This is a genomic window from Asanoa ferruginea (genome assembly GCF_003387075.1).
Classification (GTDB): domain Bacteria; phylum Actinomycetota; class Actinomycetes; order Mycobacteriales; family Micromonosporaceae; genus Asanoa; species Asanoa ferruginea.
In genome coordinates this window covers 96,961-119,112 of the sequence record NZ_QUMQ01000001.1, presented here as the reverse complement: position 1 = coordinate 119,112, position 22,152 = coordinate 96,961, and the positions used below count along the sequence as shown (strand labels likewise).

Annotated in this window: 19 protein-coding genes; 18 read left to right on the top strand and 1 reads right to left on the bottom strand. The window is 71.3% G+C overall.

Going from position 1 to position 22,152, the window contains the following annotated elements; genetic code table 11:
- Positions 1-750: 750 nt before the first annotated feature.
- The gene (locus DFJ67_RS00545; protein WP_147315371.1) at positions 751-1,005 is read right to left on the bottom strand and encodes a hypothetical protein; all 255 of its coding nucleotides are present in this window, start codon (positions 1,003-1,005) and stop codon (positions 751-753) included.
- Positions 1,006-1,398: 393 nt separating this feature from the next.
- Here DFJ67_RS00545 and dnaG point away from each other — a divergent pair, with 393 nt between their 5' ends.
- The 18 genes from dnaG to DFJ67_RS00455 all read left to right on the top strand — a co-directional run bounded on the left by dnaG (position 1,399) and on the right by DFJ67_RS00455 (position 22,048).
- A complete protein-coding gene (gene dnaG, locus DFJ67_RS00540) occupies positions 1,399-3,252 on the top strand; it encodes a DNA primase (RefSeq protein ID WP_116066053.1) in 1,854 nt (617 codons plus the stop codon).
- A gap of 10 nt (positions 3,253-3,262) precedes the next feature.
- Positions 3,263-3,796 (top strand): hypothetical protein, encoded by a 534-nt coding sequence (locus DFJ67_RS00535; protein ID WP_116066052.1) that lies wholly within the window; start codon positions 3,263-3,265, stop codon positions 3,794-3,796.
- Between the two features lie 66 nt (positions 3,797-3,862).
- The gene (locus DFJ67_RS00530) at positions 3,863-4,795 is read left to right on the top strand and encodes an ABC transporter ATP-binding protein (RefSeq protein WP_116066051.1); all 933 of its coding nucleotides are present in this window, start codon (positions 3,863-3,865) and stop codon (positions 4,793-4,795) included.
- Positions 4,795-5,556 (top strand): ABC transporter permease, encoded by a 762-nt coding sequence (locus DFJ67_RS00525; RefSeq protein ID WP_116066050.1) that lies wholly within the window; start codon positions 4,795-4,797, stop codon positions 5,554-5,556. Before DFJ67_RS00530 ends, DFJ67_RS00525 begins: the two co-directional genes overlap by 1 nt.
- Before the next feature lie 25 nt (positions 5,557-5,581).
- Positions 5,582-6,394, top strand: coding sequence for an ABC transporter permease (locus DFJ67_RS00520; protein ID WP_116066049.1), 813 nt, complete (start codon positions 5,582-5,584; stop codon positions 6,392-6,394).
- A gap of 222 nt (positions 6,395-6,616) precedes the next feature.
- Entirely contained in the window at positions 6,617-7,795 is a 1,179-nt protein-coding gene (locus tag DFJ67_RS00515) for an ROK family protein (RefSeq protein WP_116075417.1), read from the top strand.
- Positions 7,796-8,415: 620 nt separating this feature from the next.
- Positions 8,416-9,966 carry a sugar ABC transporter ATP-binding protein gene (locus tag DFJ67_RS00510; RefSeq protein WP_203783820.1) on the top strand — a complete coding sequence of 517 codons (1,551 nt, stop codon included), beginning with the start codon at positions 8,416-8,418 and terminating at the stop codon, positions 9,964-9,966.
- Positions 9,967-10,000: 34 nt separating this feature from the next.
- On the top strand, positions 10,001-11,095 hold the full coding sequence (locus DFJ67_RS00505; RefSeq protein WP_116066048.1) for an ABC transporter permease: 1,095 nt from the start codon (positions 10,001-10,003) through the stop codon (positions 11,093-11,095).
- 97 nt (positions 11,096-11,192) lie between these two features.
- Positions 11,193-12,254, top strand: coding sequence for a substrate-binding domain-containing protein (locus DFJ67_RS00500; RefSeq protein ID WP_116066047.1), 1,062 nt, complete (start codon positions 11,193-11,195; stop codon positions 12,252-12,254).
- A 63-nt stretch (positions 12,255-12,317) separates the two neighbouring features.
- The gene (locus DFJ67_RS00495; RefSeq protein ID WP_116066046.1) at positions 12,318-13,496 is read left to right on the top strand and encodes a Gfo/Idh/MocA family protein; all 1,179 of its coding nucleotides are present in this window, start codon (positions 12,318-12,320) and stop codon (positions 13,494-13,496) included.
- A gap of 566 nt (positions 13,497-14,062) precedes the next feature.
- On the top strand, positions 14,063-15,202 hold the full coding sequence (locus DFJ67_RS00490) for an inositol-3-phosphate synthase (RefSeq protein WP_116066045.1): 1,140 nt from the start codon (positions 14,063-14,065) through the stop codon (positions 15,200-15,202).
- A 9-nt stretch (positions 15,203-15,211) separates the two neighbouring features.
- Positions 15,212-16,063, top strand: a complete 852-nt coding sequence (locus DFJ67_RS00485; protein ID WP_116066044.1) for an SCO3242 family prenyltransferase — start codon at positions 15,212-15,214, stop codon at positions 16,061-16,063.
- On the top strand, positions 16,060-16,902 hold the full coding sequence (locus tag DFJ67_RS00480; protein WP_116066043.1) for a sugar phosphate isomerase/epimerase family protein: 843 nt from the start codon (positions 16,060-16,062) through the stop codon (positions 16,900-16,902). Before DFJ67_RS00485 ends, DFJ67_RS00480 begins: the two co-directional genes overlap by 4 nt.
- Positions 16,899-17,495: an EboA domain-containing protein gene (locus DFJ67_RS00475; RefSeq protein ID WP_116075413.1), complete on the top strand. Its 597-nt coding sequence runs from the start codon at positions 16,899-16,901 to the stop codon at positions 17,493-17,495. The genes DFJ67_RS00480 and DFJ67_RS00475 overlap by 4 nt, the downstream gene beginning before the upstream one ends.
- Positions 17,495-18,343, top strand: a complete 849-nt coding sequence (locus DFJ67_RS00470) for a TatD family hydrolase (protein ID WP_116075411.1) — start codon at positions 17,495-17,497, stop codon at positions 18,341-18,343. Before DFJ67_RS00475 ends, DFJ67_RS00470 begins: the two co-directional genes overlap by 1 nt.
- On the top strand, positions 18,343-19,539 hold the full coding sequence (gene eboE / locus DFJ67_RS00465; protein ID WP_116066042.1) for a metabolite traffic protein EboE: 1,197 nt from the start codon (positions 18,343-18,345) through the stop codon (positions 19,537-19,539). The genes DFJ67_RS00470 and eboE overlap by 1 nt, the downstream gene beginning before the upstream one ends.
- A complete protein-coding gene (locus DFJ67_RS00460; protein WP_116066041.1) occupies positions 19,536-20,981 on the top strand; it encodes an alkaline phosphatase family protein in 1,446 nt (481 codons plus the stop codon). Before eboE ends, DFJ67_RS00460 begins: the two co-directional genes overlap by 4 nt.
- Positions 20,981-22,048, top strand: a complete 1,068-nt coding sequence (locus DFJ67_RS00455; protein WP_116066040.1) for a polyprenyl synthetase family protein — start codon at positions 20,981-20,983, stop codon at positions 22,046-22,048. The genes DFJ67_RS00460 and DFJ67_RS00455 overlap by 1 nt, the downstream gene beginning before the upstream one ends.
- The last annotated feature ends 104 nt before the right edge of the window (positions 22,049-22,152 follow it).

Below are 22,152 nucleotides of genomic sequence, written 5' to 3'. Positions count from 1 at the left end.
GCCGGACCCACCGCGCGATCCGACCCAAGTCCTGAGCTGATTCCACAATCCATCCCTCGGGTCCGCCGGACCGATCCCGGTTCGCTATGGATGCGCACTCGTCGCGGCCGGGCGCTCGTGGAGCCTGCGTCGCCCGCTCTGGGGCGTCGTATGTGGGAGATTGATCTCCGATTCCCCATGTCTGTCGCCCCAGATCGCCGCGAGCAGCGCCCCGGGCCCGGCTAGTTGGGCGCGGGCCGCCGACCGTGTCCTCTGGCGAACGGGGCGCTCGTGGGCGGGGCTTCGGCGGAATCGCTGCGGGCGTTGGGTGCGGCAGTCGTGGTCGGCTTTCGCCGGATTCCGCCGGCGGCGCGGCTGGCGCGCGGTCTCTGGTTGGACCGCGGCGGGCCTGGCAGCGGAGCGGTCTCTCGCGGGAGGAGCGGTCCGGACCACCGCGGACCCGAGTGATCAGCTCAGGTTGGCCCCGCACATGGAGACGCCACACCGGGAGGAGGCGGCCCGGTGTGGCGTCAGTTCCATGTCCGTGGAGACCTGGTCAGAGGGGTGGTGCTCCCCGCTGCCCGGGGATGCCCGGCCGCGGTGGCCGGCAGGTGCAGATCCAGCCGCCGAAGCGGCGGTGGGTGCGGAGGGCGCCGAGGCGGGGTGGGCTTGCCCCACATGCGCAGCGGCGGCAGGCGCGCCCCGCGGTGGTGGATCGGCGCCGGCCGAGCCATCGCCCGACCGGCACCGATCCGTACCCGCGACCCAGAGTCAGCCGGCGCGGCATGACCTGGTGACCCGCGCCTCGGGGGTCGGCTTGGAGGCGCCTCGCTGTCGCGGGATATAGGCGCGCGGCAGGTCGATCTGGTCGACCTCGTCGCGTCCGCCCATGGTGAGCAGGTGACGACCCAGGTGGGCGCGGAGGCTCGCCTCCCAGACGCTCTGCTCGATGTGTGGTGGCGCCACCCAGCGATGTGAGGCGTCGCTGTAGTGCAGGTGCTCGTCGCCACGGCCCAGGATGCTCAATTGGGACACCTTCTCCGCCACGTCGGCGCTGGCGGCCCCAGCGCTCAACCAAAAGCTTCGTCTGCGCGGGTGGCGGAGATAACAGCCAGCGCGCGGACATTGGGGTGCACGTGCGCACCCTGAAATGGCGTACGTATGCAATTGGCTCTCCAGACATGCGCCACCTGGCGGATGTCCGGGTGGCATTCGGAGCGGAGGCTCTTTTATAACCGAGCGTGAAGTCCTCGCTGACGTACCGCCAAGGGGCTGCGGTGGTGGGAGACACAGGGGACGTGACCGACCCCCCGACGGTCACGCCCCCTGCTCGGGATAGCCGTGAAGCGGCGCACACCCACCCCCACCAAGATCCGCACGGCAGTGCAGGATGGAAGGGGACAGGTGTGAGGGGAGCGCATGGCAGGCCGGATCCGCGAGGAAGACATCGCGCTGGTTCGTGAGCGCACCGCGATCGCGGATGTCATCTCCGAGCACGTGACGCTGAAGAGCGCCGGTGGCGGCAACCTCAAGGGTTTGTGCCCGTTCCATGACGAAAAGACCCCTTCGTTCACGGTCGCGCCGGGGCGGAATGTCTTCTTCTGCCACGGTTGCGGCAAGGGTGGCGACGCGATCTCGTTTCTGATGGACGTCGATCACCTGACGTTCGTCGAGTCCGTCGAGCGGCTCGCCGGCCGGGCCGGGATCCAGCTCCGCTACATCGAGGGCGGGCCGGCCCCGATGCGGGCCCAGCAGCAAGGGGTCAAGCAGCGCCTGGTCGCCGCGCACGCCGCCGCCGCCGACTTCTACTCCGGCCAACTGACGACCCCCGGCGCCCGGCTGGCGCGCGAGTTCCTCGCGCAGCGCGGCTTCAACCGGGCCGCCGCGCAGGACTTCGGCTGCGGTTTCGCGCCCGAGGGCTGGGATCCGCTGACCCGCCACCTGCGGCAGAGCGGCTTCAGCGGCCAGGAATTGGTCGCCGCCGGGCTGGCCCGCGAAGCGCGCTCCGGCAACCTCATCGACCGGTTCCGCCGCCGGCTGGTCTGGCCGATCCGTGAGTTGTCCGGCGACATCATCGGCTTCGGCGCGCGCAAGCTCTTCGACGATGACGACGGCCCGAAATACCTGAACACCCCGGAGACGACGCTCTACAAGAAGTCGCACGTGCTTTATGGCATCGAGCACGCCAAACGGGAGATCGCCCGGCAGGGTCGCGCGGTGATCGTCGAGGGCTACACCGACGTGATGGCCTGTCACCTGGCCGGCGTCAAGACCGCGGTCGCGACCTGCGGCACCGCGTTCGGTGGCGACCACATCAGCGTGCTGCGCCGGCTGCTGATGGACACCGACTCGTTCGCCGGGGAGATCATCTTCACGTTCGACGGTGACGCGGCCGGGCAGAAGGCCGCGCTGCGGGCCTTCGAAGAAGATCAACGGTTCGTCGGCCGCACGTTCATCGCGGTCAGTCCGGACAATATGGACCCCTGCGAGCTCAGGCTGGCAAAGGGCGACCTGGCTGTTCGCGACCTGGTCGCGCGCCGCGAGCCGATGGTCGATTTCGCCCTGCGCCAGATCCTCCAGAAATACGATCTCGACACCGTCGACGGCCGGATCGAGGCCATGCGCCGGGCGGCACCACTCGTGGCCAAGATCAAAGACCGGGAGAAGCGTCCGGAGTACGTGCGAAAGCTCGCCGGCGACCTCGGGATGGAGATCGAGCCGGTGCAGCGGGCCGTGGCCAGCGCGGCCGCGCCGGCGGCGACCGCGACCGCCGCGGCCAACACCGCCATGGTGCGCACCGACAGCCCGCAGGCCCGGGTCGAGCGCGAGACGCTCAAGCTCGCGATCCAGGTGCCGGTGCTGGCCGGGCCGATGTTCGACGCGATCGGCGAAGAGGCCTACTCGACCGTCGAGTTGCGCACCGTGCGCGAGGCGATCGCCGAGGCCGGCGGCGCGGTCACCGGCACCAGCGGTGCGGTCTGGATCGAGCGGGTCCGCGACGCCTGTGGCGACCTGACCGGCAAGGCGCTGATCGGCGAGCTCGCCGTCGAGCCGCTGCTGCGCGACGCCGACCCCGACCCGCACTACGTCTCGGTGCTGCTGGCCCGCCTGCAATGGGGCGCCACCGACGCCCGGATCCGCGAGCTCAAGTCCAAGGTGCAGCGGATCAATCCGGTCACCAGCAAAGATCAATACCTGGCCCTGGCCGGCGAGCTGTTCTCCCTGGAGCAGCACGCCCGGGCCCTGCGCGAGCAGGCGGCGGGCGGGCTGTGAGGACGGCGCGATGAGTTTGTGGGACCTGTTCCGGCGCCAGCCCAAGCTGCCGGCCGACGCCGGAGTCACGCTCGACTCCGGCGAGCGGGTGATCGCGTGGGCGCGTACCCAATCCGGCCCTTATGTCGTCGCCACCGACCGCGGCCTGCGTGCGCCCGAGCGTGACCGGCTCGACTGGCACCAGATCCACAAGGCGGTCTGGTCGGGGCGGGAGCTGAGCGTGACGCCGGCCGAGGTGGTCGAGCAGCGTGCCGGCTATGACGTGGTGGCCGATCTGCCGCCGTGGTCGGTGCTGCTGGTCGAGCCGCGCGAGGTGCCGCAACAGGTGCGCGCCCGGGTGACCGGATCGGTGTCCTACAGCTCGCACCACGCGGTCGACGGCGGCGGCGTGCGGGTGGTGGCCCGCAAGGTCCGCGGCCGCGACGGTCTGGTGTGGTCGGTGCGCTACGACCACGGCACGCAGACGTCGACACCGGAGGTCGTCGAGGCCACCGGCAGCTTCGTCGCGGAGGCCAAGGCGGCGACCACGCCCCGCGACCTCTGACCGTTTCTCATCAGCGGGCGCCGATATCCGGTGTCGCTTGTCGTACCCCGTCGCTAGGGTCCCCCTGTGACTGACGGCAAGCCACTCATCGAGGCGACGGGGCTGGTCAAACGCTTCGGTGGGTTCACCGCGGTCGACGGCATCGACGTCGCCGTGCGGGCCGGTGAGGCGTTCGGCTTCCTCGGTCCCAACGGCGCCGGCAAGAGCTCGACCATGCGCATGATCGGCTGTGTCTCGCCGGTGACCGAGGGCTCGCTGCGCATCCTCGGGATGGATCCGGCCCGCGACGGCCCGGCGATCCGCGCGCGGCTCGGCGTCTGTCCACAGACCGACAACCTCGATCCCGAGCTGACGGTGGCCGAAAACCTGACCACCTATGCCCGGTTCTTCGGCATCCCGCGCAAGGTGGCCCGCGCCCGGGCCGCCGAGCTGCTCGAGTTCGTGCAGCTCACCGAGCGCGCCGGCAGCAAGGTCGAGCCGCTCTCCGGCGGCATGAAACGGCGGCTGACGATCGCCCGCGCGCTGGTCAACGAGCCCGAGGTGGTGCTGCTCGACGAGCCGACCACCGGCCTCGACCCGCAGGCCCGCCACCTGGTCTGGGAGCGGCTGTTCCGGCTCAAACGCCAGGGCGTGACGCTGGTGCTGACCACGCACTACATGGACGAGGCCGAGCAGCTCTGCGACCGGCTCGTGGTGATGGACGGCGGCCGCATCGTCGCCGAGGGCTCGCCACGTGACCTGATCTCCCAACACTCGACCCGCGAGGTCGTCGAGCTGCGCTTCGCCGCCGAGTCGCAGGAGCTGTTCGTCGACAAGCTGGCCGGCATCGGCGAGCGGGTCGAGCCGCTGCCCGACCGCGTCCTGCTCTATGTCGACGACGGTGACGCGGCGGTGGCCACGGTGCACGAGCGGGCGCTCCAGCCGGCCAGCGTGCTGGTGCGGCGCAGCACCCTCGAAGACGTCTTCCTGCACCTGACCGGCCGGACCCTGGTCGACTGATGACAACCGCGACGTTGGCCGTTTTCGAATACCACCTGGTCGGCTACCGGCGCACCTGGCGGGGCACCGTGCTGGGCTCGTTCCTGCTGCCGTTGCTGACCATGCTCGGCTTCGGGGTGGGCGTCGGGGCCTATGTCGACGGTGGCGTGGCGGGCGTGCCCTACCTCGACTACGTGGTGCCCGGCCTGGTCGCCTCGACCGCCCTCCAGGTCGCGGCCGGCGAGAGCAGTTGGCCGGTGCTGGGCAACTTCGCCTGGCACAAGATCTATTTCGCGCAGGCCGCGGCGCCACTGCGGGTCCGCGACGTGCTCGGTGGCCACCTGTTGTTCGTGCTGTTCCGGGTGGCGCTGTCGGCCGCCGCGTTCCTGCTGGTGGCCACCCTGTTCGGCGCGGTGCACTCGGTCTGGGCGGTGGCCGCGCTGCCGGTCGTCGTGCTGCTCGGCCTCGCGGTGGCGGCGCCGGTCTTCGCCTGGAGTTCCACGATCACCTCCGACAGCTACCTCGCCCTGCTGTTCCGCTTCCTGGTCCTGCCGATGTCGCTGTTCGCCGGTGTCTTCTTCCCGGTCGAGAGCATGCCGGTGGGGCTCCGCTGGGTGGCCTACGCGACGCCGCTGTGGCACGGGGTCGACCTGTGCCGGGCCGCGACGCTCGGTGTCGCTCCACAGTGGTCGATCGTCGGCCACCTCGCCTACCTGGCGTTCTGGGCCGGCGGCGGCTGGTGGCTGGCACACGTCCGGTTCCGCAAGCGCCTGGTGTTCTAGGCGTGTCCTGCCGAGGGGAGACGTCGTGGTCACGCTGATCCTGCCCCGCCTGGTCAGCTTCGAGGGTTCCGCACGGCGGTCCACCTCGGTCGCCGAGCGAAACGCGGCCGCGCTGCGCTCGGCCTACTGGCTGGTGATGATCTCCGGCTTCGCCGAGCCGGTGATCTACCTGCTGTCCATCGGCGTCGGTGTCGGGTCGCTGGTCGGTGACCTGACGCTGCCGAGCGGCGCGGTGGTCGGCTACGCGGCGTTCGTCGCGCCGGCGATGCTCGCCTCGGCCGCGATGTCCGGCGCGCTCTCGGAAACGACCTTCAACTTCTTCGGGAAGATGAAATACATGCGGCTCTACGAGGGGATGCTGGCGACCCCCGTGCGGCCGTTCGAGATCGCGCTCGGCGAGTTGGCGTGGGCGATGGTCCGCGGCTCGCTCTACTCGGCCGCGTTCCTGGTCGTGATGGTCGTGCTCGACCTGACCTCGGTCGGGCGGGCGCTGCTCGCGTTCCCCGCCGCGGTGCTGGCCGGCTTCGCGTTCGGCGCGCTCGGCATGGGGCTGACCACGTTCGCGCGCAGCTGGCAGGACTTCGACCTGATGGGGTCGATCCAGTTCGCGCTGTTCCTGTTCTCCGGCACGTTCGTTCCGGCGGAGAGCTACCACCCGGCGCTGCGCTGGTTGGTCGAGGTGACGCCGCTCTACCGCGCGGTCGACCTGATTCGGGGCATATCGATCGGCACCGAAGAGACGCTAGGCGTATTGATCGACGTCGGTTATCTTCTGGTCGTCACCGCCGTCGGCCTCGCGATCGCCGGCCGCCGCATGACCAAGCTTCTCTGTAAGTAGCGCATCACCGCACGTCAGGGCGTTTTGGCCGGACGAAACCGGCATCTCCGCAGCACTGCCGCGAAGATTCACCAGCCATGGCCACAGCTTTTGTTGCTCCCAGCAAAAGTTATCGTCAAGAGATCCGAAGCTCTTTACACCCACAGCGGAAGCTCTTACTGTGTCGTGCACAACACCCGGACATTGCGCCGGTGTGAACGGGCCGACCAAAGGATGGGTGCCGTGCGGGCGGTTGAGCCTCTGCACCTGCGGCTGTTAAGGCTGCTGCGCGACAACGGTGCGGTCTCCCGCGCCGAGCTCGCCGATCGCCTTGAGATGCCGCGGCCGCGGTTGCTCGCCGAGCTCGAACGCCTCGTCACGCTCGGCTACGTCGCCGAGGCCGGATTGGCCGCCTCCCGCGGCGGTCGCCGTTCGACCCTTGTGGAGCTGAGCCCCAAGCTGCGCTTCGCCGCCGTCGACCTGGGCGCCAGCTCGATCGACGTCGAGATCGTCAACGGCCGGCTGGAGCCGGTCGTCGCCTACGCCGAGCCGGCCGACATCCGCAGCGGCCCGAAAGGCACCCTGCTGCGGGTCAACGAGCTGCTGCACAAGGCCAAGGTGGACGGTGCCTACGAGCGGCTCGACGCCGTCGGCATCGGTGTGCCGGGCCCGGTCAGCTTCCGCGACGGTGTTCCGGTCTCGCCGCCGATCATGCCCGGCTGGGACCGCTTCCCGGTCCGCGAGCTGCTCACCCGCGAGCACGGCTGCCCGGCGGTGGTCGACAACGACGTCAACATCATGGCGATCGGCGAACGACACGGCGGCGTGGCCCACTCGGTCGACGACTTCCTGTTCGTCAAGATCGGCACGGGCGTCGGTTGCGGCATCTACCTCGCCGGCGAGGTCTACCGGGGCACCGACGGCTGCGCCGGCGACATCGGCCACATCCAGGTCGACTCGCACGGTCCAATGTGCTCCTGCGGCAACGTCGGGTGTCTGGAAGCGTTGTTCAGCGGCGCCGCGATCGCCAAGGACGCGATGGCCGCGGCCCGCGCGGGCGGCTCGCCGGCGTTGGCCGAGCGCCTGGCGGCGAACGGCGCGGTGACGGCCGTCGACGTGGCCGAAGGCGCGATCGAGGGCGACGTGGTCTGCATCCGCCTGATCCGCGACGGCGGCCGCCGCGTCGGCGGCGTGCTGGCCGGCCTGGTCAGCTTCGCCAACCCGTCAATGATCGTGATCGGCGGCGGCTTGGCCCAACTGGGCCACATCCTGCTGGCCGAAATCCGCAGCGTCGTCTACCGGCGCTCGCTTCCCCTGGCCACCGGCAACCTGCCCGTGGTCCTGTCCGAACTCGGCAGCCGCGCAGGCGTGACCGGCGCGGCGGTGCTGGCCAGTGACATGGCCTTCATGGAGGCGTCATGACCGAGAGCACCGCCCCGGAGACCGGCACGCCGTCCGGCGCTGCGGCGGATCCGAAGCCCAACGGGACCGCTCCCGAGCCGGCTGCGGCCGCGACCGAAGCGGCCGAGACCAAGGCGCCGGCGCGCAAGCGCGCACCGCGGGCGGCCAGCACCCGCACCCGGGCGGCGGCCAAGGCCGCGACGCCGGCGGAGGCCGAGGTTGTTCCGGTCACCGCCGACGGCGACGCTGCCAAGGCCGCGGAGGCTCCCGCAGCCAACGGCGCCGCTGCCGAGGCTGCGCAGAAGGCTGCTCCGGCGGAGCCGGAGGCTGTTGCGGTGACCGGCAACGGCGCGGCTAAGGCCCCTCCGGCAGAGCCGGAGGCCGTTCTGGTGACTGGCAACGGCGGCACCGCCGAGCCTGAGGTGGCGGAGGCCGCTCCAGCGGAGCCGGAGGCTGGTGCGGCCAACGCCGGCCCCGACGGCGATGGGGTCGGTATCCCGCAGAGTCGGCACGCGGCGCCGGACGACGCAGACGGTGGTTCCGTGTCCACCGCGGACGATGACCTCCCGACAGACGAAGCCGATGAAGCCGAAGGCGACATCGTGGACGTGCCGGTCGCCGGCGCGGCGCCCGCCGGCATCGTGCCGACCCAGCGGTCCGGCGACGGCGAAGAGCGCCCCGTCGTGCTGCGCCTGACCGACGTGGTCAAGACCTTCCCCGGCGTCCGCGCCCTCGACGGGGTGCAGCTGGAGGTCCGCGCCGGCGAGGTGCACTGCCTGCTCGGCCAGAACGGCGCCGGGAAGTCGACGCTGATCAAGGTGCTTTCGGGGGCGCACCGGCCTGACTCCGGATCCGTGGAATGGCTCGGGGAGCAGGTCACCTTCGCCAACCCCCAGGCCGCCAACAAGGCCGGCATCGCCACCATCTACCAGGAGCTCGACCTCGTCGACGATCTGTCGATCGGCGAGAACGCCTTCCTCGGCCACGAGCCGAAGATCGCCGGCTTCATGCGCCGGGGCACGATCAACCGGCGTACGCGGGAGATCCTGTCCCGGCTCGGGCATGGCGAGATCTCGCCGACCCGGATGGTGCGCACGTTGCCCGCCGCCGGCAAGCAGGTGGTCAGCATGGCCCGTGCGCTCTCGCACGAGGCGCGACTGATCATCATGGACGAGCCGAGCGCCGTGCTCGCGCACGACGAGGTCGAGAACCTCTTCCGGATCATCCGGGAGCTGACGGCGCAGGGCATCGCGGTCATCTACATCTCGCACCGGCTCGAGGAGATCCGCGAGATCGGTGACCGGGTCACCGTGCTCAAGGACGGCCGGACCACGGCGGCGAGCCTGCCGGCCCGGACCACGCCGACCCGCGACCTGGTCAGCCGGATGACCGGGCGGACCATCGAGTATGTCTTCCCCGAGCGCGTCAACGCGCCCACCGAGCCCGAGGAACTGCTCCGCGTCGACGGGCTGGGCCGGCAGGGCGAGTTCGAAGACATTTCGCTGACCGTCGGGAAGGGCGAGATCGTCGGCATCGCCGGGCTCGTCGGCTCCGGCCGGTCGGAGCTGCTGGAGACCATCTTCGGTGCGCGCCAGGCGGAGCAGGGCCGGATCTACGTCAAGGGCAAGCCGTTGCGACCCGGCGCGGTCGGTGCCGCCGTACGCGCCGGGATGGGCATGGCACCCGAGGAGCGCAAGGCCCAGGCGCTGCTGCTCGGCGAGCCGATCTACCGCAACATGACCCTCTCGACGTTCAGCCGGATCGCGAGGTTCGGCTTCACCGACACCGGCAAGGAGCGGGAAGAGGCGGCCAAGGTCGCCGACCGGCTCGAGTTGCGCCCGCGCGACGTACGCCGGCCGGTGCGCACCCTCTCCGGCGGCAACCAGCAGAAGGTCGTGGTCGGGCGCTGGCTGCTCGGCGACACCGACCTGCTGCTTCTTGACGAACCCACCCGCGGCGTCGACGTCGGCGCCCGGGCCGAGCTCTACCAGGTGATTCACGCGCTCGCGGCGCAAGGCGTCGGTGTGCTGCTGGTTTCCAGCGAAGTTCCTGAGGTTCTCGGTCTCAGCGACCGGGTGGTGGTCATGCGCGAGGGTCGGGTCGTCCGCCAGGCGCGCGCCGAGGATCTCGACGAAGACACAGTGCTCGACCTCGTCATGGCGGGGTCCTTGATGGAAGGTGCGCCCGCATGACCGAACAGATCAGCGGAGCGAGCGGAGTCCACCCATGACCGGGCTTCCCGCGCAGACAGCGCCGGCGGTCAAGGAGGCACTCGGCGGCGGCGGCCCGGGCCCGGAGCAGGAGGGCCCGAGCGGCAACGGCTGGTGGAGCAGTGACGCGGGCGAGTCGACGCGGCGCAACCTCGGCCTGATCGGCGTGCTGGCCGGTCTCATCGTGATCGGCATCATCACCCGGCCCGACCTCTACGGCCTCGACGGCTGGTGGATCGACAACGTCTGGGCGATCCTCAAGCTCGGCTCGACGGTCGGCGTGGTCGCGGTCGGCATGACCTTCGTGATCATCGGTGGCGGCATCGACCTGTCGGTCGGCGCGATCATCGCGCTCGCCGGTGTCTGGTGCACGACGGTGGCCACACAGGACTTCGGCGCCGGCGGCATGATCTTCACCGCGCTGGCGGTCGGGCTCGGCGTCGGGTTGGTCAACGGCTTCCTGATCTCCTACGGCCGGTTGGTGCCCTTCATCGCGACCCTCGCGATGCTGGTGGCCGCCCGGGGCCTGGCCGCGCAGATGTCCGACAAGAAGACCCAGCAGTCCGGGAACCAGACGATCAACAGCATCGCCGCGGACAGCTTCCTCGGCGTGCCGATCCTGGTCTGGATCCTCGCGGTCGTCGTGTTCCTCGGATGGGTCCTGCTCAACCGCACCACGTTCGGCCGGCGCACGGTGGCGATCGGCGGCAACGTCGAGGCCGCGCGGCTCGCCGGCATCAACGTGCGGTTGCACACCATGATGTTGTATGCCCTCGCCGGCCTGTGCTGCGGCATCGGCGCCGTCATGCTCACCTCGATCAGCACCTCCGCACAGGCGGCGATGGCCACCAACTACGAGCTAGACGCGATCGCCGCGGTCATCATCGGCGGCACGCTGCTCAGCGGCGGGCGGGGCACCATTGTCGGCTCCCTGCTCGGCGTCGTCATCTTCGCCACGATCACCAACCTGTTCGCCCTCAACGGACTGTCCACCGAGGCTCAGAACATGGTCAAGGGCGGCATCATCGTCGCCGCGGTTCTCATCCAGCAGTTCCGGTTCAAGTCGGTTACCCAGTTCTTCAAACGAAACAAGGTCACCGTAACCAGCTGACCGCTCCGCACCATCCATGGTGTCCGTCCGATCGGGACGGTCGCCGGGCCGAACACACCCGAAAACCCCCGCAAGTTGAGATTCCAGGAGGACGTCAATGACCCAGCACGACCCGGTCCGCCGGCGGTTCCTGCTCGGCGGCGCCGCGCTCGGCGCCGGTGCTCTCCTCGCCGCCTGCACGAGCAACGACAGTGGCGACGACAACAACGCTCAGACCACGGGCAACAACAACGCCTCGCCGAACGCCAACACGGCGCCCGGCAAGAAGGTCACCATCGGCTTCTCGGCGCCCGCGGCTGACCATGGCTGGATCGCGGCCATCACCACCAACGCCAAGGCCCAGGCGGCCGAATACTCCGACGTCACCTTCAACGCGGTCGAGGCCGGCGCCGACGCCGCCGCCCAGCGCAGCGCGCTCTCCACGCTGATCTCGCAGAAGCCGGACGTCATCGTCCTGCTTCCCTACGACGGCAAGGAGCTCAACGCGTTCGGCCTCGAGGCGATGAAGGCCGGCATCCCGGTCGTCAACCTCGACCGGGCCTTCCCCGACGCGCTGGCCTACCGCCTGCAGATCAAGGGCGACAACTACGGCATGGGCGTCGCGGCGGGCAACTACATCGCCGCGCAGATGAAGGCCAAGGGCGTCAGCAACCCGATCATCGGCGAGATCGCCGGCCTCGACAACCTGGAGCTGACCCAGGAGCGCTCGAAGGGCTTCAAGGACGCGCTGACCGCGGCCGGCCTGAAGATCGCCAACCGGCGCGCGGCGGGCTTCACCGTCGACACCGGCCAGGCCGAGATGAGCCAGTTGCTCCAGGCGCTGCCGAAGATGGACGCGCTCTGGAACCACGACGACGACCAGGGCATCGGTGTCCTGGCCGCGGCCACCCAGGCCAACCGCAAAGAGTTCCTGATGGTCGGCGGCGCCGGCTCCAAGGCCGCGATGGAGGCCATCCAGGCCGACAACTCGGTCCTGAAGTGCACGGTCACCTACAGCCCGTCGATGGCCTCCTCGGCCATCTCGCTCGCCCGGCTCATCGGCCAGGGCAAGGGGATGTCCGACCTGGTGGAGCTCCAGGTTCCCAAGGAGATCATCCTGTCCTCGGAGACCATCACCAAAGAGAACGTGAGCACCTACCTCCCGCTCGGGTTCAGCTAAAGGGGGAGACCCACCTTGTCCACTGATTCACTTTCGCCCGAGGACCGCGAGCTGCGGGTCGGCATGGTCGGCTACGCGTTCATGGGCGCCGCGCACTCCACCGCGTGGCGCACCGTGAACGTGGCGTTCGACCTGCCGGCACGCGCCCGGATGGCCCTGATTTGCGGCCGGGACGAGTCGAAGGTCGCAGCCGCGGCCCGCAAGCTCGGCTGGGACGCGACCACGACCGACTGGCGCGAGGTCGTCGAGCGTGACGACATCGACGTGGTCGACGTGTGCACACCGGGCGACAGCCACGCCGAGATCGCGATCGCGGCGCTGGCGGCGGGTAAGCACGTGCTGTGCGAGAAGCCGCTGGCCAACTCGGTCGACGAAGCCCGTGCCATGGTCGCCGCGGCAGCCAAGGCGCAGGCCAACGGCATCCGGTCGATGTGCGGGTTCAACTACCGCCGCGTCCCGGCCGTCGCGATGATGCGTCAGCTCATCGCGTCCGGCCGGATCGGGGTGATCCGCCACGTCCGCGCGGTCTACCTGCAGGACTGGATCGTCGACCCGCAGTTTCCGCTGGTCTGGCGGCTGCAGAAGGACAAGGCGGGCTCCGGTGCGCTCGGTGACATCGGGGCGCACATCATCGACCTGACCCAATTCGTCACCGGCCAGAAGATCACCGGGGTCAGCGCGCTGACCGAGACGTTCGTCAAGGAGCGCCCGCTGTCGAGCGAGTCGAGCGGCCTGGCCGCTTCGTCCGGCAACGGGGACGCTCCGGCCACGGGCCAGGTCACGGTCGACGACGCCGCGCTGTTCCTGGCCCGGCTCGACGGCGGGGCGATCGCCACCTACGAGGCGAGCCGCTTCGCGATCGGTCGCAAGAACGGCCTCCGGGTCGAGATCAACGGTTCGCTCGGCTCGCTGGTCTTCGACCTGGAGCGGCTCAACGAGCTGGAGTTCTACGACTCGGCGGCACCCACCGCCGAACAGGGCTTCAACCGGATCCTGATCACCGAAGCCGACCACCCTTACATGGCCGCCTGGTGGCCGCCCGGCCACATCATCGGCTACGAGCACTCCTTCACCCACGAGATGCGCGACTTCATCGAGGCCATCGCCACCGGCACCGACCCGACACCCTCGTTCCTCGACGCCCTCCAGGTCCAGCTCGTGCTGGACGCGGTGGCGCGCTCGGCGGAGCAGGGCACGGTCTGGACCGATGTCGAACCGGCCCTCGCCGAAGTAGCCGCCTGACCCCTCGGGCCGACCCGCGAGGGTCCCACCGCGGTTGCGCCCCGCGGCGGGACGGGTCGTCCGGAGGTATCCGGTCGTCCGGTGCGACCGGACCGGGATTCCCGGTCGCACCGGACACCGACCAGCACCAGCACCAGCACCAGCAAGACCCGCACAGCCGCTCCACGGCACCAAACCAGCACGGCCGCACGCGTCACACCCGTTCGCGCCCACGAGCAGGTGCCCTATGGCGCCCGCCCCCATGACCCCGGAGGGCACTATGAGCCGTCCGCCACACCCACCCGATGTCCCCGGCGCGATTGCCCGCGTCCCGGGTCCGCCAGGGTTCCGCCAGGCATGACGCGGGGGAGGCAGGGCCGCGACGCCGACCGGCCCTGCCTACCAAGCCCCGTCCGCCCGATCCGGCCGGGTCCGGATCCGGCGTCGTTGCCGCCGACTCCGACGCCGTTTCCGGGGTGCCATCCCGAGGTGGGCCGGGCGGGCGGGGCCCATGCCGAGCGAACCCACGAACAAACACCTGCATGCACGGGGGACCAGGACAACAAGCACAGAGCAGGAGGGACACCATGAGTACGGGTGTCTGGCTGGTAGGCGCGCGCGGATCCGTAGCGACCACCAGCATGGTCGGGGCCCTGGCGTTACGCGCCGGGCTCGCCGAGCCGACGGGGTGTGTGACCGAGCATCCCGATCTGCGCGGCTCCGCGCTGCCACCGATCGCCGAGCTGGTGTTCGGCGGCCACGATGTCGTCACCACATGCCTGGCCAAGAAGGCGGAGACCCTCGGCGAGGCGGGTGTCGTCCCGCCCCGGCTGGTCGCCGCCGTCGCCGAGGACCTGGCCGCCGTTGAGGAGAACCTGCGGACCGTACCCGTCGGTGGCACGCAGGCCGAGACGGCGGCCGCGCTGGCCGCCGACATCACCGCCTTCCGCGACCGGCTGGGCCTCGACCGGGTGGTGGTCATCAACGTCTCGACCACCGAGTCGCTGCCCGAACCGCGGCCGGCACACACCGAGCTCGACCTGCTCCGCGCGGAGCTCGCCGGCGGCGGATCGCCGCTGCCGGCCAGCTCGTTGGCCGCCTACGCGGCGTTCACCGCCGGAGCGTCCTACGTGGACTTCACGCCGTCGACGGGCGCCCGGCTCCCCGCGCTGGACGCCCTCGCCCGGGAAACCCACCTGCCCTACGCCGGCCACGACGGCAAGACCGGCGAGACGCTGGTCAAGTCGGTGCTGGCGCCGATGTTCGCGCACCGCAACCTCGCCGTCCGCAGCTGGTCCGGGCTCAACCTGCTCGGCGGCGGCGACGGCGCCAACCTGGCCTCGCCCGGCCCCAACGCGGCCAAGTCGGCCAGCAAGCAACGGGTGCTCGCCGAGACACTCGGCTACGAGCCACAGGGCAACACCCGCATCGAGTACGTCGACGACCTCGGCGACTTCAAGACCGCCTGGGACCTGGTCAGCTTCGCCGGCTTCCTCGGGGTGCGGATGCGGATGGAGTTCTCCTGGCACGGCTGCGACTCCGCCCTGGCGGCGCCGCTGGTCCTCGACCTGGCCCGGTTGGCCAGCGCCGCACACCGCGCCGGCCGGCACGGTCCGCTGACCGAGCTGGCCTTCTTCTTCAAGGACCCGATCGGCGACGTGCCGCACGGGCTCAGCGAACAGTGGGACCTGCTGCGCACCTTCGTCGCCGGGCTGCCGGAGGCCTAGGTGCCCAGCATGCGCGATTACGCGGAACTGGTCCGGGCGCCCGCCGGGCTCTCGGTGCCTGGTGACGTGGTGGCGGGCGCGGCCGCCGCGGGCGCGCTCGGCGCCCGCACGCCCGCGCTCGCCGGCGCCTCCGTGCTGCTCTACTGGGGCGGCATGGCGGCCAACGACTGGGCCGACCGGCACCTCGACGCGACCGAACGCCCGGAACGGCCGATCCCCAGCGGGCGGATCGCGCCCGGCCGGGCGTTCGCCGTCGCGGCCGCGCTGACCGCGGCGGGCGTCGCGGTCGCCGGGCTCACCGGCGGCCGGCGGGCGCTCACCGTCGCCGTCCCGCTGGCGGCCGCGGTCTGGGCCTACGACCTGAAAGCCAAGAACACCGCCACCGGCCCGGCCGTGATGGCCGCCTGCCGGGGTCTGGACGTGCTGCTCGGCGCCTCCGGCGGGCGGCCCGCCAAGGCCGTGCCGGCGGCGCTGGTGGTCGCCGCGCACACCTACACCGTCACCGCGCTGTCCCGCCGGGAGGTCTCCGGCGCCGACCGCACGCTGCCGGTCGCCACCCTGGTCGGCACCGCGGCGGTGACCGCGGCCGCCGTCAGACCGGGACGACACCGGGGCTGGCGTGCGCTGGTGCCGGCCGCGCTGGCCGCCTGGTACGCCACCCGCTACGGAGCCGCCCAGCTCCGGGCCGCGGCCGACCCGTCGGCCGGCGTGGTGCGCGCCGCGGTCGGAGCCGGCATCACCTCGCTGCCCGCGTTGCAGGGCGCGCTGGCCGCGGGCGCCGGGGCCCCGGCACCAGGCGCCCTGGTCGCGGCGGCCGCACCGCTGGCCCGCCGGCTGACCCGGAAGGTGGCGGCCACATGAGGTTCGGCTACGGCACCAACGGGTTCGCCAACCACCGCCTCGACGACGCGCTCTCGGTGATCGCCGACCTCGGCTACGTCGGTGTCGCGCTCACCCTCGACCACGACCACCTCGACCCGTTCGCGCCGGGCCTGCCCGCCCGGGTCGACGCCGTCGCCAACCGCCTCGGCGCGCTCGGCCTCGGCGTGGTGATCGAGACCGGGGCCCGTTACCTGCTCGACCCCTGGCACAAGCACGCACCGACGCTGCTGCACGACGACAACGCGCTGCGGCTGGAGTTCCTCCGGCTGGCCGTCGCGGTCGGCGCCGACCTGGGCGCCGAGGCGGTCTCGTTCTGGGCCGGGGTCCGCCCGGCCGGCGTCGACCCCGACACCGCCTGGCAACGCCTGGTCGACGGCTGCGCCGCCACCCTCAAGGCGGCCGAGGAACGCGGCGTCACGCTCGGCTTCGAACCCGAGCCGGGCATGCTGGTCGAAGACATCGCCGGCTGGCGCCGGCTGCACGCCGCGCTCGGCGAACCCGCCGGCTTCGGCATCACCCTCGACATCGGACACTGCCGGTGCCTGGAGCCCGACCCGGTGCCGGACTGCGTCGCCGCGGTCGCCGGCCACCTGGTCAACGTGCAGATCGACGACATGCGCCGGGGCACCCACGAGCACCTCGAGTTCGGCACCGGCGAGATCGACTTCCCACCGGTGCTGCGCGCCCTGGACGCGGCCGGCTACACCGGCCTGGTCGCCGTCGAGCTGCCCCGGCACTCGCACGCGGCGCCCGATGTCGCCGCGCGCTCGATCGACTTCCTCCGGAACGCCGCCGAGACGGGAAGGGAGTGGCGATGAGAACCGACGACCTCCATGCCGCACTGGCCCAGGCCGTACCCCCGATAGGTTGGGTGGACGACGCCGTCCGCCAGGTCTGGGCCGATCCCGGCGCGATCGCCCGGCTGTTTCCCCGCGCGGCCCGGGCCTGCGGCCGCGCGCCGCTGACCGACGGCTGGACCGCCGACGAGGCCGCCCGGGCCCTGCTGCTGGCGGCACTTCCGCAGGACCGGCTGGCCGAGGAACTCGAGCGGGTCTACCGCTACGGCGACGCCAGCGAGAAACGGGCCGTGCTGAAGGCGCTGCCGCTGCTGCCGATCGGCAACGCCGCGGTGCCGCTGCTGCGTGACGCGTTGCGCACCAACGACACCCGCCTGGTCGGGGCCGCGCTCGGCCCCTACGCCGCACACCTGGACGCGGCGACCTGGCGGCAGGGCGTACTCAAATGCGTGTTCATGGGTCTGCCCTTGTCCGGTGTGGACAGTCTCGACGAGCGCGCCGACGAGGAGCTGCGGGTGATGCTCGCCGGGCTGGCGGAGGAACGGGCGGCGGCGGGGAGACCGATGGCGGCGGACGCCACCGGACTGCTCAACAGGTTGCGGAAAGAGGCGTGATGCGAATCTTCGACCCACACATCCACATGACCTCGCGCACCACCGACGACTACGAGCGGATGGCGGCGGCGGGGGTGCGCGCCCTGGTCGAGCCCGCGTTCTGGCTCGGCCAGCCACGCACGTCGGTCGACTCGTTCACCGACTACTTCGACTCGCTGGTCGGCTGGGAGCCGTTCCGGGCCGGGCAGTTCGGCATCCGCCACCACGCCACCATCGCGCTGAACCCCAAAGAGGCCAACGACCCGCGCTGCGCCGGCGTCCTCGACGTGCTGCCCCGCTACCTCGAGAAAGACGGCGTGGTCGCGGTCGGCGAGATCGGCTACGACTCGATGACCGCCGAGGAGGACACCGCGTTCGCGGCCCAACTCGCGCTGGCCATCACGCACGAGCTGCCGGCGCTGGTGCACACGCCGCACCGCGACAAGGCCCGCGGCACCGAGCGCAGCGTCAAGGTGGTCGCCGAGTCCGGCATCGAGCCCGGCCGGGTGGTCATCGACCACCTCAACGAGGTGACGGTGGCGACCGTCAAGGATTCCGGCTGCTGGGCCGGCTTCTCCATCTATCCCGACACCAAGATGTCGCCGCCCCGGATGGTGGAGATCCTCCGGCAGTTCGGCACCGAGCGGGTGCTGGTCAACTCCGCCGCCGACTGGGGCCGGTCCGACCCGTTGCTCACCCGGGAGACGGCCGACCTGATGCTGGCCAGCGGGTTCACCGACGACGACGTCGACCTGGTGTTCTGGCGCAACCCGGTGGCCTTCTACGGCCAGTCCGGCAAGCTCGAGCTGGCGGAGACCGAGGCCGGCGCGTCCTTCGAGGGCAACTCGATCCTGCGCGGGGGCAGCTGATGCGCCTACGCCATCGCGACGGCCAGACCGTCCACCTGAGCTACTGCACCAACGTGCACCCGGCCGAAGACTTCGCCGGCATCGTCGCGCAACTCGACACCTATGCCTCCCGCGTACGCGAGAGCCTCGGCGCCGACCTGCTCGGCCTGGGCATGTGGCTGCCCGCACCGGTCGCGGCCGAGCTGGCCACCCGGGGCCGGTTGCGCCGCCAGCTGCGGGCCGAACTCGACGCCCGCGGGCTGGAAGTGGTGACGCTCAACGGTTTCCCCTACCGGTCGTTCCACGCGCCGGTGGTCAAGCAGGCCGTCTACCACCCCGACTGGACCACCCCGGAACGCCTCGACTACACCCTCGACCTGGCCCGGGTGCTGCTCGACCTGATGCCCGACGACGCGACCCGGGGCTCGATCTCGACGTTGCCGTTCGCCTGGCGCCAGCCCTGGGACCCGCCGCAGGCCGGCGCCGCCGAACGGGTGCTGGAGCGGCTGGCCACCGGCCTGACCCGGATGGCCTGGGAGACCGGCCGCGCGGTCCGGGTCGCGTTCGAGCCGGAACCCGGCTGCGTGGTGGAGTCCACCGAACAGGCGGTCCGCCACCTGGCCTCGGTCGACACCGACCGGATCGGCGTCTGCCTCGACCTGGCCCACCTCGCCTGCGCCTGGGAAGAACCGGCGGAGGCGGTCGGCCGGCTGCGCGCCGCCGGCATCCCGGTGGTCAAGGTGCAGGTCTCCGCGGCGCTGGAGGCCGCCGACCCGGCGGCCGCCGCCGACACCCTGCGCGAATACGTCGAGCCGCGGTTCCTGCACCAGACCCGGTCCGCCGCCACCGCGGGCGCCGCCGATCCCGCCGACCCGGCCTGCGCCGCCGACGACCTCGACGAGGCCCTCGACCGTGGCCTGTCCGGCGGCGCCTGGCGGGTGCACTACCACGTGCCGCTGCACGCGGCCCCGATGCCGCCGCTGACCTCGACCATCCCCGTCCTCCGCGCAGCGCTCGGCGAACTGGTCGGTGGCCCCCAAGCACTCTGCGACCACCTCGACGTGGAGACCTACACCTGGGGCGTGCTGCCGCCGGCCCGCCGGCCGGACGGCGACGCCGCGCTGGCCGACGGGATCGCCGCCGAGCTCGCCTTCGCCCGCGACACCCTGGTCGACCTGGGCCTTTCCGCGACCGCCCCGTCTGGAGCACGTACATGAGCGCCAAGCCCTTGGTTGTGATCAATGTCGTCGGCCTGACCCCGCGCCTGCTGACCCGGATGCCCCGCCTGCGCGGGCTCGCCGAGCGCGGTTTCCAGGCGGAGCTGGGCACCGTGCTCCCGGCGGTCACCTGCTCGGCGCAGGCCACCTTCCTGACCGGCGAGCCGCCGTCCGGGCACGGCATCGTCGGCAACGGCTGGTATTTCCGCGACCTCGGCGAGGTCTTCCTCTGGCGGCAGCACCACGCGCTGATGGGCGGCGAGAAGGTCTGGCAGGCCGCCCGCGCCGCCTTCCCCGGCTACACGGTGGCCAACGTCTGCTGGTGGTATGCGATGGGCGCCGACGTCGACTGGACCGTCACGCCCCGGCCGATCTACTACGCCGACGGCCGCAAGGAGCCCGACTGCTACACCGACCCGCCGGAGCTGCACGACGAGCTGACCGCCAAGCTCGGCGGGTTCCCGCTGTTCACCTACTGGGGACCCAACGCCGGCATCGCCTCGTCGCGGTGGATCCGCCGGGCGGCCGAGCAGATCCTCGACGAGCACTCGCCCGACCTGACCCTGGTCTACCTGCCGCACCTCGACTACGACCTCCAGCGGTTCGGTCCGGGCGCACCGCAGGCAGCGGCCGCCGCGTCGGCCCTCGACGCCGAGATCGGCCCGCTGCTCGACGCGGCGGAGCGGCGCGGCGCCACGGTCGTCGTGCTCTCGGAGTACGGCATCACCGACGTGTCCCGGCCGGTCGACGTCAACCGGTTGCTGCGCGCCGAAGGGCTGCTGCACGTCTACACCCAGGACGGGATGGAATACCTCGACCCATGGACGTCGAAGGCGTTCGCGGTGGCCGATCACCAGGTGGCCCACGTGTATGTCAGGGATAAAGCGGACATTGGCGCGGTGCAGAAGCTGTGCGCCAGCCTCCCGGGCGTCGCCGAGGTGCTCGACGAGGACGGCAAGCGGGCCGCCGGGCTCGACCACGAGCGGGCCGGCGAGCTGGTCCTGGTCGCCGAGCCCGACGCCTGGTTCACCTACTACTACTGGCTCGACGACGACCGGGCGCCCGACTTCGCCCGGCTCGTGGAGATCCACCGCAAGCCCGGCTACGACCCCGCGGAACTGCTCTTCGACCCGGAGAACCCGGGCAAGGCCAAGGGGCGCGCCGGGGTCGCGCTGGCCCGCAAGAAGCTCGGCATGCGCTACCTGATGAGCGTCGTCGGGCTCGACGCGGGTGCCCGCGCGGTGCGCGGCTCGCACGGCCGGCTGCCGGCGGACTCCGCCGACGCACCGGTGCTGCTCTGTTCGGACCCGGCGGCGGCGAGGGACCGGTTCGCCGCGACCGAGGTAAAAGATCTGCTGCTGAGGTTGGCCGGCATTAACGCCGGCGCCGGCCAGGGGCCGGCGGACGAGGAAGTCGGCCCCCGGGCCGCCAAGGAGGAGTGATGACGGTCGACGTCCGACCCATGGACGCCGCGGAGCTGCGCGCGCGGTTCGACGCCGAGCTGGCCGCGTTCCTGGAACGCCAGGACCCGGACTGGCCCGACGGCGCGCCGCGCGGCGTCTTCACGACGCTGCACCGCTTCGTGCTGGCCGGCGGAAAGCGGTTGCGGCCGCTGTTCTGCTACTGGGGTTGGCGTTCGGCCGGGGGCACCGACGGCGCCCCGATCATCGCGGCGTCCGCGGCGCTGGAGCTGTTCCACGCGTTCGCTCTCATCCACGACGACATCATGGACGGCAGCGACCGCCGGCGCGGCGAGCCGTCCGTACACCGGCTGTTCGCTGATCTGCACACCCGTTCCTCGTGGCGGGGCGATCCGGCCTCCTATGGCCGGAACACCGCCCTGCTGTGCGGCGACCTGTGCGCGGCCTGGGCCGACCAGATGTTCCACGAGTGCGGCCTGTCGGCGGAGCAGGTGCACAAGGGGTACGGCGTGTTCGCCATCATGCGCACCGAGGTGATCGCCGGCCAGTATCTCGACCTGGTCTCCGGTGTCGGCGACGGCTCGGTGGCCAGCGCCCTGACGGTGATCCGGATGAAGGCCGCCCGCTACACGGTGACCCGGCCGCTCCAGATCGGCGCCGCGCTGGCCGGCGCCAGCGAGGAGTCGCTCGCCGCGCTCGCGGCGTTCGGTGACCCGCTCGGCGACGCGTTCCAGCTCCGCGACGACGTGCTGGGCGTCTTCGGCGACCCGGCGGTGACCGGCAAGTCGATCCTCGACGACCTGCGCGAGGGCAAGCCGACGGTGATGATGGCGCTGGCGCGTGGCAGCGCCGACCGCGACCAGCAGCGCCGGCTCAAGGAGCTGTTCGGCAACCCCGACCTCGATCCCGAGGGGGCGGCCGAGCTGCGCCAGGTCATCATCGACACCGGTGCCCTGGACCGGATCGAACAGATGATCAAGGTACGCACGGACGCCGCACTGGGCGCGTTGGCGGACGCACCGGTTTCGGCGGAGGCTCTCCCGGTGCTCACCGCTCTGGCGGCGGAAGCAGTCGACCGGCAGCTCTGAACCTACTTTTCGCCGGATCGGCAAAAGTGGAGCCATCTGCGACAGAAGCTATAGACACATGTGCCTCAATTAATTTACTGTGTCGACCACCGCGGTTTACATCT

Bases quoted from the DNA above. Each gene is read 5' to 3' on its own strand.
- dnaG (WP_116066053.1), top strand. From the start codon at position 1,399: ATGGCAGGCCGGATCCGCGAGGAAGACATCGCGCTGGTTCGTGAGCGC.
- DFJ67_RS00535 (WP_116066052.1), top strand. From the start codon at position 3,263: ATGAGTTTGTGGGACCTGTTCCGGCGCCAGCCCAAGCTGCCGGCCGAC.
- DFJ67_RS00525 (WP_116066050.1), top strand. From the start codon at position 4,795: ATGACAACCGCGACGTTGGCCGTTTTCGAATACCACCTGGTCGGCTAC.
- DFJ67_RS00505 (WP_116066048.1), top strand. From the start codon at position 10,001: ATGACCGGGCTTCCCGCGCAGACAGCGCCGGCGGTCAAGGAGGCACTC.
- DFJ67_RS00500 (WP_116066047.1), top strand. From the start codon at position 11,193: ATGACCCAGCACGACCCGGTCCGCCGGCGGTTCCTGCTCGGCGGCGCC.
- DFJ67_RS00495 (WP_116066046.1), top strand. From the start codon at position 12,318: ATGGTCGGCTACGCGTTCATGGGCGCCGCGCACTCCACCGCGTGGCGC.
- DFJ67_RS00490 (WP_116066045.1), top strand. From the start codon at position 14,063: ATGAGTACGGGTGTCTGGCTGGTAGGCGCGCGCGGATCCGTAGCGACC.
- DFJ67_RS00485 (WP_116066044.1), top strand. From the start codon at position 15,212: ATGCGCGATTACGCGGAACTGGTCCGGGCGCCCGCCGGGCTCTCGGTG.
- DFJ67_RS00480 (WP_116066043.1), top strand. From the start codon at position 16,060: ATGAGGTTCGGCTACGGCACCAACGGGTTCGCCAACCACCGCCTCGAC.
- DFJ67_RS00475 (WP_116075413.1), top strand. From the start codon at position 16,899: ATGAGAACCGACGACCTCCATGCCGCACTGGCCCAGGCCGTACCCCCG.
- DFJ67_RS00470 (WP_116075411.1), top strand. From the start codon at position 17,495: ATGCGAATCTTCGACCCACACATCCACATGACCTCGCGCACCACCGAC.
- eboE (WP_116066042.1), top strand. From the start codon at position 18,343: ATGCGCCTACGCCATCGCGACGGCCAGACCGTCCACCTGAGCTACTGC.
- DFJ67_RS00460 (WP_116066041.1), top strand. From the start codon at position 19,536: ATGAGCGCCAAGCCCTTGGTTGTGATCAATGTCGTCGGCCTGACCCCG.
- DFJ67_RS00455 (WP_116066040.1), top strand. From the start codon at position 20,981: ATGACGGTCGACGTCCGACCCATGGACGCCGCGGAGCTGCGCGCGCGG.